At 74.4% G+C, this 14,037-nt stretch carries 14 protein-coding genes and 1 riboswitch; of the genes, 2 read left to right on the top strand and 12 right to left on the bottom strand.

Going from position 1 to position 14,037, the window contains the following annotated elements:
• Positions 1-131: 131 nt before the first annotated feature.
• The 10 genes from tyrS to argC form a co-directional block, all read right to left on the bottom strand.
• Positions 132-1,394 carry a tyrosine--tRNA ligase gene (tyrS, locus tag NFS20_RS05745; RefSeq protein WP_251150795.1) on the bottom strand — a complete coding sequence of 421 codons (1,263 nt, stop codon included), beginning with the start codon at positions 1,392-1,394 and terminating at the stop codon, positions 132-134.
• 139 nt (positions 1,395-1,533) lie between these two features.
• Positions 1,534-2,229 (bottom strand): DNA-3-methyladenine glycosylase, encoded by a 696-nt coding sequence (locus NFS20_RS05740; RefSeq protein WP_251150794.1) that lies wholly within the window; start codon positions 2,227-2,229, stop codon positions 1,534-1,536.
• 48 nt (positions 2,230-2,277) lie between these two features.
• Positions 2,278-2,913: a uridine kinase family protein gene (locus NFS20_RS05735; RefSeq protein ID WP_251150793.1), complete on the bottom strand. Its 636-nt coding sequence runs from the start codon at positions 2,911-2,913 to the stop codon at positions 2,278-2,280.
• A 103-nt stretch (positions 2,914-3,016) separates the two neighbouring features.
• Entirely contained in the window at positions 3,017-4,495 is a 1,479-nt protein-coding gene (argH, locus tag NFS20_RS05730) for an argininosuccinate lyase (RefSeq protein WP_251150792.1), read from the bottom strand.
• 67 nt (positions 4,496-4,562) lie between these two features.
• Positions 4,563-5,099: an arginine repressor gene (locus tag NFS20_RS05725; protein WP_251151226.1), complete on the bottom strand. Its 537-nt coding sequence runs from the start codon at positions 5,097-5,099 to the stop codon at positions 4,563-4,565.
• A 14-nt stretch (positions 5,100-5,113) separates the two neighbouring features.
• Positions 5,114-6,058, bottom strand: a complete 945-nt coding sequence (gene argF, locus NFS20_RS05720) for an ornithine carbamoyltransferase (protein ID WP_251150791.1) — start codon at positions 6,056-6,058, stop codon at positions 5,114-5,116.
• 2 nt (positions 6,059-6,060) lie between these two features.
• Entirely contained in the window at positions 6,061-7,290 is a 1,230-nt protein-coding gene (locus NFS20_RS05715; RefSeq protein WP_251151225.1) for an acetylornithine transaminase, read from the bottom strand.
• A 71-nt stretch (positions 7,291-7,361) separates the two neighbouring features.
• On the bottom strand, positions 7,362-8,357 hold the full coding sequence (argB, locus tag NFS20_RS05710) for an acetylglutamate kinase (protein WP_251150790.1): 996 nt from the start codon (positions 8,355-8,357) through the stop codon (positions 7,362-7,364).
• Positions 8,354-9,565 carry a bifunctional glutamate N-acetyltransferase/amino-acid acetyltransferase ArgJ gene (gene argJ, locus NFS20_RS05705; protein ID WP_251150789.1) on the bottom strand — a complete coding sequence of 404 codons (1,212 nt, stop codon included), beginning with the start codon at positions 9,563-9,565 and terminating at the stop codon, positions 8,354-8,356. The genes argB and argJ overlap by 4 nt, the downstream gene beginning before the upstream one ends.
• Positions 9,562-10,656, bottom strand: coding sequence for an N-acetyl-gamma-glutamyl-phosphate reductase (gene argC, locus NFS20_RS05700; RefSeq protein WP_251150788.1), 1,095 nt, complete (start codon positions 10,654-10,656; stop codon positions 9,562-9,564). Before argC ends, argJ begins: the two co-directional genes overlap by 4 nt.
• 205 nt (positions 10,657-10,861) lie before the next feature.
• Here argC and NFS20_RS05695 point away from each other — a divergent pair, with 205 nt between their 5' ends.
• Positions 10,862-11,878 carry a quinone oxidoreductase family protein gene (locus NFS20_RS05695; RefSeq protein WP_251150787.1) on the top strand — a complete coding sequence of 339 codons (1,017 nt, stop codon included), beginning with the start codon at positions 10,862-10,864 and terminating at the stop codon, positions 11,876-11,878.
• Positions 11,875-12,153 (top strand): hypothetical protein, encoded by a 279-nt coding sequence (locus NFS20_RS05690; protein WP_251150786.1) that lies wholly within the window; start codon positions 11,875-11,877, stop codon positions 12,151-12,153. Before NFS20_RS05695 ends, NFS20_RS05690 begins: the two co-directional genes overlap by 4 nt.
• Here NFS20_RS05690 and thiD read toward each other — a convergent pair.
• Positions 12,120-13,091 carry a bifunctional hydroxymethylpyrimidine kinase/phosphomethylpyrimidine kinase gene (gene thiD, locus NFS20_RS05685; protein ID WP_251150785.1) on the bottom strand — a complete coding sequence of 324 codons (972 nt, stop codon included), beginning with the start codon at positions 13,089-13,091 and terminating at the stop codon, positions 12,120-12,122. The two genes, NFS20_RS05690 and thiD, sit on opposite strands and share 34 nt — an antisense overlap.
• Positions 13,084-13,181, bottom strand: a riboswitch (TPP riboswitch). It overlaps the preceding gene by 8 nt.
• Before the next feature lie 45 nt (positions 13,182-13,226).
• Positions 13,227-13,895 (bottom strand): YceI family protein, encoded by a 669-nt coding sequence (locus NFS20_RS05680; protein ID WP_251150784.1) that lies wholly within the window; start codon positions 13,893-13,895, stop codon positions 13,227-13,229.
• Positions 13,896-14,037 lie beyond the last annotated feature (142 nt).

Here is a 14,037-nt window from a genome sequence, read left to right as displayed (position 1 = left end):
AAATCCGCAGGATTCCGCGGTTCCGGGCCCTCGGGCCGCTGCTTCGGCGGCGCCGGCGGGCGCACCAGGACGTGCCCGGACGCCCGAAGGGCACGAGCCGCGAACAGCCCGTGCCCCTCGGACGTGCCGGCTCAGCCGCCGGCGACCGCGACGCCGAGGGTCTTCTTCCCCCGGCGCAGCAACGCGTACCGCCCGTGGAGCAGGTCCTGCGCGCTCACGACCGCGTCCTCGTCCGTCACCTTCACGTTGTTCACGTAGGCCCCTCCCTCGGCGACGGCCCGGCGTGCCGCGCCCTTCGAGGCGACGAGCCCCGCACCGACGAGCAGGTCGACGACGGGGTCGCCGGCGCGCACGGGCGTCCTCGGGAGCTCGGCCACGGCGGCGCCGAGCGTCTGCTCGTCGAGCGCTCCCAGCTCACCCCGACCGAAGAGCGCTTGGCTCGCCGCCACGACCGCCTCGGTCGCGGCCGCGCCGTGCACCAGCGTGGTGACGTCGCCCGCGAGCGCCCGCTGCGCCTCGCGCGCCCCGGGACGCTCGCGCACCGCGGCCTCCAGCTCGGCGATCTCCTCGCGCGACCTGAAGGTGAAGATCTTCAGCCAGCCCACGACGTCGTCGTCCGCCGCGTTCAGCCAGTACTGGTAGAACGCGTACGGGCTCATCATGTCCGGGGCGAGCCACACGGCGCCGCCCTCGGTCTTGCCGAACTTGGTGCCGTCCGCCTTGGTGATGAGCGGCGTCGTCAGCACGTGCACGGCCTTGCCCTCGGCCTTGCGGACGAGCTCGACGCCGGAGAGCAGGTTCCCCCACTGGTCGTTGCCGCCCGTCTGCAGCGTGACGTCGTGGCGTCGGTTCAGCTCGAGGAAGTCGATGCCCTGCAGGATCTGGTAGCTGAACTCCGTGAAGCTGATGCCCTCCTCGGAGCGCAGCCGGCGCGCCACGGTGTCCTTGGCGAGCATCGTCCCGAGGCGGTAGTGCTTGCCGACGTCGCGCAGGAGGTCGATCGCCGAGAGCTCCGAGATCCAGTCGAGGTTGTTGACCAGGCGCGCCGGGTTGTCCCCCTCGAAGTCGAGGAAGCGCGACACCTGCGCCTTGAGACGCTCGGTCCACTCGGCGACGGTCTCCTTGGTGTTGAGCACCCGCTCCCCCGACTGTCGGGGGTCACCGATCATCCCCGTCGCGCCGCCGACCAGTGCCACCGCGCGGTGCCCGGCGAGCTGCAGGTGACGCAGCACGACGAGCTGGACGAGGTGACCGTGGTGGAGGCTCGGCGCGGTCGGGTCGAAGCCGCAGTAGTAGGCGATCGGGCCCTCGGCCAGCGCGGCGCGCAGCGCGACCTCGTCGGTGGACTGCGCCACCAGGCCTCGCCATTGCAGCTCGTCGAGAACGTCGCTCACCATCACTCCTTCGTCCGGTGCCCACGGATCGGGCACGTGCACCGCGGCCCGTGCGGGCCGCGGTCCTAGTGTGCCGTGTCGGCGCGCGCCGCGGCGCACCCCTCCGCGTGCGGCGGCCGACGTCGCCGCTCGCCGCACGTCACCGTGCGCGGGCGCTCACCTTGCGGAACGCGGAGACGGTGGCGTCGCCCGCGAGCCAGTAGCGCCACGGGTACAGCGCGCCGTCGCCGCCCTCGCCGGAGACCCCGACCCGGGGTCCCGTGGCGATCGCGGGTCGCAGGGGTCGGTCCGGGCAGTGGATCACCAGCGCTCCCGCAGGATCCGTGAGCTCTGCGCCGTAGTGGCGCAGGTCCAGGTCGAGCGCGACCGCGAGGCGCGCCGGGCCACGGGCGATCTGCCGGTCGGAGTCGCACCGTCCGACGGCGGCGCGGCGTGACCGGGCCACCTCGGCCCCCTCGATCACCTCGCCCGCCCGGAGGAGCACCGCCGAGGCGCGTCCCACGGGACCTGTGACGACGTTGACGCAGTGGTGCAGGCCGAGGTGACGGTAGACGTACAGCCGTCCCGGCTCGCCGAACATCGCCCGGTTGCGGTCGGTCCGGCCGCGGAAGGCGTGCGATCCGGGGTCCCGTTCGCCGTCGTACGCCTCGACCTCGGTGATCCGCAGCGTGACGTCCCCGTCGACGCTGCGGCGGGTGAGCAGCGCACCGAGCAGGTCCCGCGCGACGTCGTGCACGTCCCGTGCGTACCAGCCCCGGCCGGGTGCGTCCCACGGCCCGACGACGCGCGCACCGTCAGCCGTCTCGGCCGTCTCGGCCGTCGCGTCCGTGTTCATGGCACCACCTCCGTGGTCGGCAATCTACGCCGTGACCCGGGCCGGTGCTCACCGCCCGGCAGGAGGCGTCACGACGACGCCCCCGTACCCGTCGAGGCGCAGGTCCGCCCGCTCGCGCGTGCGGTTTCGCGCGTAGTGCTCGCGCTCGGCGGTCATCCACGCGAGCCAGTGGTCGCGCGACTCCTCGCCGTCCCGGTCGAGGCCCCGGCGGAGCCGCACGTCGTCGGGCGCCTCGACCCAGACGCGCAGCGCCGCGACGGCGTCTGCCTCGAGCCGCGCCGCGCCGCACCCCTCGACGACGAGGAACGGCGCGGGCGGCACGTCGTGCCACTCGGCGAAGGTGTCGCGTCCCCAGTCGAAGCGCCGGTACCGACCCGGCCGGCCGGAGGCGAGCGGCGCGAGCACCCACCCGTCGAGCCGGGCCCAGGCCGGCTCGAGGCCGCGCCAGCCCTCGTAGAGGTCGTCCATGTGCAGCACCTGTGCGGGCAGCGCCTCACCGAGCTGGGCCGCGAGCGTCGTCTTCCCCGACCCGGCGGGGCCGTCGACCACCACCAGCCGGATGCCCGACGTCGCGTCCGGGCCGTGCGCCGGCCACCCGCCCGGGTGCGGTGCGGGGACGAGGCGCGGATCGGCGTCGTGCACACGGCGCACGATCTCCGCGAGGACCGCCGGACCGACGCTCACGCGCACCCGCCGCCGGGCACGCCCTCCGGACCGTCGGGCTGGTGACGAGGGTCCGTCCGGACGTGCGGACGGACCACCGCCACACGGGCGCGCGAGGACACGCTCAGCCCTGCGCCCAGAACCGGTACTCCGCAGAGCGTTCCTTCGCGGCCTCGAGCTGCTCGGCGACGCGCACGGGGGCCGTGCCGCCCTCGGCGTCGCGCGACGCGAGGGAGCCCTCGACGCTCAGGACGTCGCGCACGCCCGGCGTGAGGTGCTCGGAGATCGCGGCGAGGTCGTCGTCGGACAGGTCCCACAGCTCGATCCCCCGCTCCTCGCACACCCGGACGCACGCCCCCGCGACCTCGTGCGCGACGCGGAACGGCACTCCGTCGCGCACGAGCCACTCCGCGACGTCGGTCGCGAGCGAGAAGCCCTGCGGCGCGAGCGACGCCATGCGGTCGGTGTCGAACGTGAGGGTCGCGACCATGCCCGAGAAGGCGGGCAGGAGCACCTCGAGCGTGTCGACCTGGTCGAACACCGGCTCCTTGTCCTCCTGGAGGTCGCGGTTGTACGCGAGCGGCAGGCCCTTGAGCGTCGTGAGCAGCCCGGTCAGGTCGCCGACGAGCCGGCCCGCCTTGCCGCGCGCGAGCTCCGCGACGTCGGGGTTCTTCTTCTGCGGCATGATGCTCGACCCCGTGGAGTAGGAGTCGTGCAGCCGCACGAAGCCGAACTCCTTGGTCGCCCAGAGGATCACCTCCTCGGCGAGCCGCGACAGGTCGATCCCGATCATCGCGGCGACGAACGCGAACTCGGCGACCACGTCGCGCGACGCGGTCCCGTCGATCGAGTTCTCGACGGGGCCGTCGAAGCCGAGCTCGGACGCGACCGCCGCCGGGTCGAGGCCGAGCGACGATCCCGCGAGGGCCCCGGACCCGTACGGCGAGCGCGCGGCGCGCACGTCCCAGTCGATGAGCCGGTCGACGTCGCGCAGCAGCGGCCAGGAGTGCGCGAGCAGGTGGTGCGCGAGCAGCACGGGCTGCGCGTGCTGCAGGTGCGTGCGACCGGGCATCGCGGCGCCGGGATGGGCCGCGGCCTGCTCGACGAGCGCGTCGACGACGTCGAGCACGAGGCCCGCGATCGTCCGGGCCTCGGCGCGCAGGTACATGCGCGTGAGGGTCGCGATCTGGTCGTTGCGCGACCGCCCGGCGCGCAGCTTGCCGCCGAGCTCCGGGCCCGCGCGCTCGATGAGGCCGCGCTCGAGCGCGGTGTGGACGTCCTCGTCGTCGTCCGCGGCGACGAACGCGCCCGAGGCGACGTCGTCGCGCAGGCGGTCGAGCGCCGCGAGCATGCCCTCGAGCTCGTCGTCGTCGAGGAGCCGCGCGGCGTGCAGCACCTTGGCGTGGGCCTTCGAGCCGGCGATGTCCTGGCCGGCGAGGCGCCAGTCGAAGTGGGTGCTCTTGCTGAGCGCCGCGAGCGCGTCGCTCGGCCCGCCGGCGAACCGGCCGCCCCACAGGCTCACGCGCCCGGTGGTCGCCGCGTCCGTCGTGATCTCGGTCTCGTGGTCGTTCTCGGGCACGCCCGCTCCTTCGTCGTCGCTCATGGTCCCAGCGCCCCGTCGCCGAGGTCCGGGTTCAAGTGTGGCAGGGGCGCACGCAGGCGCCGACGCGTCAGGCGCCAGGACCCGAGAGGTCGAGGAAGCGCCGGGCGAGGTCCGCGCCGCCGTCGGGCTCGCGCGCGATGACGAGGATCGTGTCGTCGCCCGCGATGCTCCCGAGGACGCCGGGCAGGACCGAGTGGTCGATCGCCGAGGCGAGGTAGTTCGCAGCTCCCGGGGGCGTGCGCAGCACGACCAGGTTCGCCGACGCCTCCGCCGAGACGAGCATCTCGGAGCACAGGCGCGCGAGCCGGGCCGCGAGGTACTCGGGCGACTCGGCGCTCTGCACGCTGCGGTCACCGCCCTCCCCCGGGACCGCGTAGACGAGCGCCCCCGCGGGCCCCCGCACCTTCTCGGCGCGCAGCTCGATGAGGTCGCGCGAGAGCGTCGCCTGCGTGACGGTCAGGCCGTCGGCCGCGAGCTCCCGGGCGAGCTCGGCCTGCGAGTGGATCTCGGTCCGGCGCACGATCTCGGCGATGCGCGCGTGGCGCGCCGCCTTGGTCGTGGCGGTCCGGCCGTGCGCCGGGTCGGCACGCTCCGTGGCGTCCACCTCTCGCCCCTCGGTCACGACCGCTCCAGGAGGAACGTCAGGAGGGCCTTCTGCGCGTGCAGGCGGTTCTCGGCCTCGTCCCACACGACCGACTGCGGACCGTCGACGACCTCGGCGGTGATCTCCTTGCCCCGGTAGGCGGGCAGGCAGTGCAGGACGATCGCGTCGTCCGCGGCGTGCGCGAGCAGCTCGGCGTTCAGCTGGTACGGCAGGAACGGGAGCGCGCGCTCCGCCGCCTCGTCCTCGTCGCCCATCGACACCCAGGTGTCCGTTGCGACGACGTCGGCCCCGGTCACCGCCTCGACGGGGTCGGCCGTGACGAGCACCGACCCCCCGGTCTCCGCCGCGATGCGCTGGGCGTCCGCGACGAACCCCGCCGCCGGCGGGTAGCCGTCGGGCGTGCCGACCCGGACGTGCATCCCGGCGGTCGCGCCCCCGAGCAGGTAGGAGTGCGCCATGTTGTTCGCGCCGTCCCCGACGTACGCGAGGGTCTGGCCGGGCAGGGCCGCGGTGCCGCCGCGGTGCTGCGCGACGGTGAGGAGGTCGGCGAGGATCTGGCACGGGTGGAAGTCGTCCGTGAGGGCGTTGACGACGGGGACCCGGCTGACGCCGGCCATCTCCTCGATGCGGTCCTGGCCGTAGGTGCGCCAGACGATCGCGGAGACCTGCCGGTCGAGCACGCGGGTCGTGTCGGTGATCGACTCGCGCACGCCGATCCCGGCGAGGCGACCGTCGACGACGAGCGGGAAGCCGCCGAGCTCGGCGATCCCCGTCGCGAACGAGACCTGGGTGCGCAGCGTCGGCTTGTCGAACAGCACCGCGACGGCCTGCGGTCCGGCGAGCGGCTGGCGGAACGTGCGGTCGTCGCGGAACGCGAGCGCGATCTCCAGGACCTGGCGCTGCTCGGCGGGCGTGAGGTCGTCGTCGCGCAGGAAGTGCCGCGGGGCCACCGGGGTCATCGTCAGGTCCTCGTCTCGGTCGGTTCGGGATCGGGCAGGCGCAGGTCCGCGAAGAACGCGACGACGTCGCGCGCCTGGTCGGGCGTGAGCACGAGCGGTGGTGCGAGCCGGATCGCGTCGGGCGCGACGGCGTTGACGATGAACCCGGCGTCGAGCGCCGCGCGCGCGACGTCGGCGGCGACAGGCCGCGAGAGCAGGACGGCGAGGAGCAGACCTCGACCTCGCACGCCCGCGACGAGCGGGTTGCCCGCCCCCGTGATGCCGTCGCGCAGGAGCGCGCCGACCGTCCGGACGTTGTCGAGCAGCCCGTCGCGCTCGATGACGCCCAGCGTCGCGAGCGCCGCCGCCGCCGCGACGGGGTTCCCGCCGAACGTCGTGCCGTGCTGCCCCCGGCCGAGCAGGGTCGCGGCGCGCTCTCCGTACGCGATCACCGCGCCGACGGGGAAGCCGCCGCCGAGCCCCTTGGCCAGCGTCACGACGTCGGGCAGGATCCCGCCACCGAGGTCGGGCTGCTGGACCGCGAGCCAGGACCCCGTGCGCCCGACGCCGGTCTGGACCTCGTCGAGCACGAGCAGCGCGCCGTGGCCGGCCGTGAGCTCGCGCGCGGCGACGAGGTAGCCCGGCGACAGCGACCGGACGCCCGCCTCGCCCTGGACGGGCTCGACGACGAGCGCCGCGACCTCGCCGCGCGCCGCGACCGCCTCGGCGGAGAACGCCTCCTCGAGCGCCGCGACGTCGTCGAACGCGACGTGCTCGACGCCGCCCGGGAGCGGCTCGAAGGGCTCGCGGTACGCCGCCTTGCTCGTGAGCGCGAGCGCGCCCATGGTGCGGCCGTGGAACCCGCCCTCGAGGGCGAGGACCCGGGGCTTCCCGGTGCGGCGAGCCATCTTGAAGGCCGCCTCGTTGGCCTCGGTGCCGGAGTTCGTGAGGAACACGCGCGACCCGTCGGGCGCGCCGGTGAGCGCGAGCAGGCGCTCGGCGAGGGCGATCTGCGTGGGCGTGCCGAAGAAGTTCGACACGTGCCCGAGCGTGCCGAGCTGGGCGCTCACCGCGGCCGTCAGGGTCGGGTGCGCGTGGCCGAGCGCGTTCACCGCGATCCCGGCGAGCAGGTCGAGGTACCGCTTGCCGTCGGCGTCCCAGACGTAGGCGCCCTCGCCCCGCACGAGCACGCGCTGCGGCGGGCCGAACGTGTCCATCACGGCGTGCGAGTACCGCTCGGTCCACTCCTGCACCGATCCGGGCGTCGTGTCGAGGACGCCGCCCGACGACGAGACGGCCGTCGTGCCGGTCGAGCCGTCGTGCGTCACGCGGCACCTCCCGTCAGGGCGTCGGGGACCACCATGGTCCCGCTGCCCTGGGTCGTGAAGACCTCGAGCAGCAGCGAGTGCGGGACGCGGCCGTCGATGACCGTCGCCGCGGTGACGCCGCCCTCGACGGCGCGCAGGCACGCCTCCATCTTCGGCACCATGCCCGACTCGAGGGACGGCAGGAGCGCGGCGAGCTCCGACCGCGTGATCTGCGCGACGAGCGAGCCCTTGTCCGGCCACGAGGTGTAGAGCCCTTCGACGTCCGTGAGGACGACGAGCTTCTTCGCGCCGAGCGCGACCGCGAGCGCCGCCGCCGCGGTGTCCGCGTTGACGTTGAGCACCTGCGTCGGGTCCTCGAGGTCGGGCGCGATGGTCGACACGACGGGGATGCGCCCCGCGTCGAGCAGGTCCTGGACGGCGGACGGGTGGACCTCGACGACGTCGCCCACGAGGCCGACGTCGACGGGCTCGCCGTCGACCGTGGCGTGCCGGCGCTGCGCCTGCAGCAGGCCGCCGTCCTCGCCCGAGAGCCCGACGGCGTACGGCCCGTGCGCGTTGATGAGGCCGACGAGCTCGCGCGAGACCTGCCCCGTGAGGACCATGCGCACGACGTCCATCGCCTCGGGGGTCGTGACGCGCAGGCCGCCGCGGAACTCCGACTCGATGCCGAGCCGGGCGAGCATGGCGGAGATCTGCGGGCCGCCGCCGTGCACGACGACGGGGTGCAGGCCGACGCGGCGCAGGAAGACCATGTCCTCGGCGAAGGCCGCCTTGAGCCGGTCGTCGACCATCGCGTTGCCGCCGTACTTCACGACGACGAGCGCGCCGGCGTACTCCTCCAGCCACGGGAGCGCCTCGATGAGCACCTCCGCCTTCTGGTCCGGGCGCAGGTCGGTGCGGGTGTCGAACACGAAGTCCTCGGACGGCGCTCCCGGGTGCGCGGTCCTCGTCGCTGCCGGGGCCGTCACGGTCTCGCTGGTCCGGTCGCTCATGAGGAGTACGCGCTGTTCTCGTGGACGTAGTCGTGCGTGAGGTCGTTGGTCCAGACGGTCGCGGTCGCGGAGCCGGCGTGGAGGTCGACCACGACGCGCACCTCCCGGTCGGCGGCGAGGTCCACGAGCTCGCGCGGCTCGCCGACTCCTCCCGCCCGGCACACCTGGACGCCGTTGACGGAGACGTCGAGGGCGAGCGCGTCGAACGGCGCGACGTCCTCGGGCACCGTGCCCACGGCGGAGACGATCCGACCCCAGTTCGGGTCGTTGCCGAAGATCGCCGCCTTGACCAGGTTCGAGCGCGTGACGGCCCGGGCGACGGCCACGGCCGCGTCCTCGTCCGACGCGTTCACGACCGTGACGGCGACGTCGTGGCTCGCACCCTCGGCGTCGGCGACGAGCTGGCGCGCGAGCGAGGCGCACGCCTCGGTGAGCGCGTCCGTGAGCTCGTCGAGCGTCACGGAGACGCCCGACGCCCCGGAGGCGAGCAGGATCACCGTGTCGTTGGTGGACATGCAGCCGTCGGAGTCGACCCGGTCGAACGTCGTCCGGGTCGCGGCGCGCAGGGCCGCGTCGGCGGTCTCGGCGTCGACGACGGCGTCCGTCGTGAGGACGGAGAGCATCGTCGCGAGCCCCGGCGCGAGCATGCCAGCGCCCTTGGCCATGCCGCCGACCGACCAGGTCGCTCCGCCGTCGAGCGATGCGGGGGCCGCCCCCTCGCGCACGACCTCGACCGTCTTGGGCACGGTGTCCGTCGTCATGATCGCGAGCGCCGCGTCGCCCCCGCCCGTCGTCGCGGACGACGGGTCGTCGAGAGCGACGGCCGCCGCCTCGACGCCGGCGAGCAGCTCGGGCATCGGCAGCCGGACACCGATGAGACCGGTCGAGCACACGAGGACGTCCCCTGCGGACGTGGACAGCACGTCGGCGACGTGCTCGGCCGTGCGGTGCGTGTCGGCGAAGCCCTCGGGTCCGGTGCACGCGTTGGCGCCGCCCGAGTTGAGCACGACGGCCGTCGCGCGCCCGTCGCTCACGGCCTGGCGCGTCCACGCGACCGGCGCGGAGAACACGCGGTTGCTCGTGAGGACGGCGGCCGCGACGTCGAGCGGCCCGTCGTTGACGACGAGCGCGACGTCCTGCGCGCCGCTCGACTTGAGCCCGGCGGCGACGCCGGCGGCCCGGAAGCCCTGGGGCGACGTGACGGTCACGGGGCGACTCCCTCGGTGGTGAGGCCCGCCGTCTGCGGCAGGCCGAGCGCGATGTTCATGGACTGCACCGCGGCGCCCGCGGTGCCCTTGACGAGGTTGTCGATCGCGGTGACGGTCACGACCCGCCCCGCGGCGTGGTCGACGGCGACCTGGATCAGCGCCGTGTTGGCGCCGAGCGTCATCGCCGTGCTCGGCCACTGCCCCTCGGGCAGCACCTGCACGAACGGCTCCCCCACGTACGCGTCGTCCCACGCCTGGCGCACCCGCGCGTCGAGCTCCGCGGGCCCGAGGCCTGCGACGGCGTCCGCCAGCGGCGCCGAGACCGTCGCGAGGATCCCGCGCGCCATCGGCACGAGCGTCGGCGTGAACGAGATCCGCACGGCCGGTGCGCCCGCGGCGCGCAGGTTCTGCACGATCTCCGGGATGTGCCGGTGGCCCCCGCCCACGGCGTACGGCTGCGCCGAGCCCAGGCCCTCCGACGCGAGCAGGTGCGGCTTGAGCGCCTTACCGGCCCCCGAGTACCCGTTCGCGAGCACCGCGACGACGTCGCGCGGGTCGACGACACCTGCCGCGACGCCGGGCTGGAGACCGAGCGTCACCGCGGTGACGTTGCAGCCCGGGACCGCGATCCGTCGCGCACCGGCGAGCCGCTCGCGCTGTCGCGTCTCCGTGGCGCCTGCCCCGGGGTCCTGCGTGAGCAGGAGCTCGGGCAGACCGTAGGGCCACGTGCCGGCGTGCTCCGAGCCGTAGAACTGCGCCCAGTCCGCGGCGGACTCCAGCCGGTGGTCCGCACCGAGGTCGAGGACGAGCACGTCGTCGGGCAGCTGCGCGGAGATCTCGCCCGACGCGCCGTGCGGCAGCGCGAGCACGACGACGTCGTGGCCCACCAGGTGCTCGAGGGTCGTCGGCAGCAGCACGCGGTCGGCGAGCGAGCGCAGGTGCGGCTGGTGCGCACCGAGGAGCGTCCCTGCGTTGCTGTGCGCCGTCACGGCGCCGATCTCCACGTCGGGGTGCCCGGCGAGCAGGCGGAGCATCTCCCCGCCCGCGTACCCGGACGCCCCGGCGACCGCCACTGTGATCGTCATATGCATCACTATACATACTTATACATGCCAGGGGCTCGCGACGAGTGCGGACCGGGACGAGACCAGGCCGAGGCGACGGCGGGTGGGTCGGTTGACGTGCGAAGGGCGTCAGAGTCGCGCTCCCAGGACGTGAGCCGACAGACCATGGTGACGGCGCGGCAGCCCGAGCACGTCAGCCGACCCGCCCACGCGACCCGCCTAGGCTGGGCCCATGCACGCGATCGTGGCCCGCGAGGCGGGTGGCCCTGACGTCCTGGAGTACCGCGAGCTGCCCGACCCGACACCGGGCCCCGGGCAGCTCCTCGTCCGCGCGGCGGTCGCGGGCGTCAACTTCATCGACACGTACAAGCGCTCGGGCGTGTACCCGATGCAGTACCCGCACGTCGTGGGCAGCGAGGGCGCCGGCCACGTGCTGGCGGTCGGGGACGGCGTCGAGGACTTCGCCGAGGGTGACCGCGTGGTGTGGACGGAGGCGCCCGGCTCGTACGCGGACCTCGTGGTCGTCGCGGCACGCGAGGCCTTGCACGTGCCCGACGCCGTGACGTTCGAGGACGCCACCGCCGTCGCACTGCAGGGCCTCACCGCGCACTACCTGTGCACGTCGTCGTACCCGGTCCGCCCGGGCGACCGCGTGCTCGTGCACGCCGGTGCCGGCGGGGTCGGGCTGCTGCTCACCCAGATGGTCGTCGCGCGGGGCGGGCACGTGATCTCGACGGTCTCGACGCCGGCGAAGGCCGAGCTGTCGCGCGGCGCGGGCGCCGAGCACGTGATCGAGTACACGGCGCTGGGTGACCTGTCGCACGACCTCCCGGAGATCGTGCGCGGGCTCACCGGCGGCGACGGCGTCGCCGCCGTGTACGACTCGGTCGGCAAGGACACGTTCGACGCGTCGCTCGCGTCGCTGCACCGCCGGGGGACGCTCGTGCTGTTCGGCGGCTCGTCCGGTCAGGTGCCGCCGTTCGACCCGCAGCGCCTCAACGCGGCCGGGTCGGTCTTCCTCACGCGCCCCAAGCTCGGCGACCACACGGCGACGCGGACCGAGCTCGTCGAGCGGGCGACCGAGGTGCTCGGCTCCGTCGCGGGCGGCACCCTCCACGCGCGCGTCGGTGCCACCTTCCCGCTGGCCGAGGCCGCCGAGGCGCACCGTGCGCTCGAGGGGCGTGCCACCACCGGCAAGGTGCTGCTCGTGCCCGACGCCGCGGCGTCGGGCTCCGGACGCGAGGCATGAGCTGGGACTGGGTCCCGGCCCGACCCGGGGAGGAGGACGGGTCCGACGGCGGCCCCTCTCCCGCGCTCCGGCGGACCGCGACGGTGCTCGCCGTCCTGCTCACGGGCGTCCTCGTCGTCTACTACCTGACGATCGGCGTCCGGCAGGGCGAGGACCGATGCGTCGCCGAGCGGCCGGACGGGGTCGCCTCGAGCCAGGTCGACTCGCGGTGGCGGTGGTGGCCGCCCGGCACGGAGTGCGTCTACCCCACCGGGACCGAGGTCGCACGCGCCTGAGACCCGGCGCCGCCCGCATCGTGCTCGTCGACGGGCTCGACGACCGGCTCCTCGACCGGCGACGTCACGTGCAGGTGGTCGACCGGCCCGCGGCCGGTCCCGACCTGCAGCGCCGCCCCCGCGCGCAGCGCGCCGGTGAGCCACTCCTTGGCGTCGCGCGCCGCCTCCGGCCAGCCCGCGCGCTGCGGGCGCAGCGCCGCGAGGGCCGCCGAGAGCGAGCACCCGGTGCCGTGCGTGTGCGGCGTGTCCACGCGCCCCGCGTCGAACGTCGTCACGCGACCCGCGCCGCCTTCGGTCGAGCCGGGCTCCACGAGAGCGTCGGGTGACGTCGCGCCGGTGAGGTGGCCGCCCTTCAGCAGGACCGCCGTCCCGCTCGCCGCGGCGAACGCGCGCGCCTGGACGAGCGCCTCGTCCCACGTCGCCGCGACGGGCGTCCCGGCGAGGACGGCGAGCTCGGGCAGGTTCGGGGTCACGACGTCGGCGCGCGTCGCGAGGTCACGCACGCCCTGCTCGGCGCCGGCGTCGAGGAGCCGGTGGCCGGAGGTCGCGACCATGACGGGGTCGAGCACGACGTACGGCGCGACGCCTCCGCGGTCACGGCGCGACGCACCGAGGACGTCGAGCCACGCACCGATCTCGCGCGCGTTCGCGGCGTCCGCCACCATCCCGATCTTCACCGCGTCGATCTCGACGTCGTCGGAGACCGCGTCGAGCTGCTCGCGCAGGAACGCCGCCCCGGGGACGTGCACGGAACGGACGCCGTGCGTGTTCTGCGCGACGAGCGCGGTCGTGACGGCCATCCCGTACGCGCCGTGCGCGCAGAAGGCCTTGAGGTCCGCCTGGATGCCGGCACCGCCGGTCGGGTCCGTCCCGGCGACCGACAGGACGCGCGGACGCGAGGGTCGCGGTGCAGGAGAGGTCGTGGGGGCGAGCGTCATCGCCGGACATCCCTTCGCTAGTACGAGCTAGATCAGGTTCGACGGGTGTGATCTCAGCCCCGGTGTCCCGGGGCACCCCGTGTCGGTCCGCTCATGCTAGCGGTGCGGTGCGCCGTCGCGGCGCGCCGCCCGTCCTCACTCCTGGTGGATCGCCTCTCCGGCGATCTCGAGCGAGACCTTCTTGCCGACGAGGAGGCCGCCGGTCTCGAGCAGCACGTTCCACACGAGCCCGTAGTCCTCGCGGTCGAACTCCCCCGTGGCGTGGAAGCCGAAGATGTCGCGGCCGTAGGGGTCACGGCGAGCGCCGCCGTAGCGCATCCTCAGGTCGATCGGGTGGGTGACGTCGCGGATGGTCAGCAGTCCGCTCACGACGAAGTGTCCGGCCTCGGCGGGCGCTGTGCGCTCCGCGGCCACGGTCGCGCGCTCCGGCGAGCGGTTGCGCAGCCGCGCCCAGGCGAGGATCGCGTCGTCCTGGCTCCCCTGCCACCGGACGCCGGTGCTGCGGAACTCGAGCGTCGGATACGTCTCGACGTCGAGGAAGTCGGCGCTGTGGAGGTGGACGTCCCGGTCGGCGTGGTGCGTGGTGAGGCTCGCCGACTCGATCGTCGCCGTCACCGTGGAGGCCAGCGGGTCCTGTCCCACGAGGATCGTCGCGCTCGCCCGCGTGAACTCGCCCCGCACCGGCGAGACCATCATGTGCTGCCCCGCGAAACCCACCCGCTTGTGCGCCTCGTCGAGCACGTACGTGCCCGCGTCGGGAACGGTCATGCCGTTCCACTGGCGGACCGGTCGTGTCGTGGTCATCCGTCGCCCTCCGGGGTGCTGTGGTCGAACCGCGACCGCGCCGTCCGCTCGGTCCTGGTCAGGTGTCCAGGAGAGCATCGCCGATTGTTAGGTGAACATTCAACTAATCGGCGGGTGACCTTGCGTACAAATGCCGCGAGGC

This window comes from Cellulosimicrobium sp. Marseille-Q4280 (genome assembly GCF_943181405.1).
GTDB lineage: Bacteria > Actinomycetota > Actinomycetes > Actinomycetales > Cellulomonadaceae > Cellulosimicrobium.
Note: the sequence above shows the minus strand (reverse complement) of the source record. Positions and strands in the feature narration are given on the sequence as shown.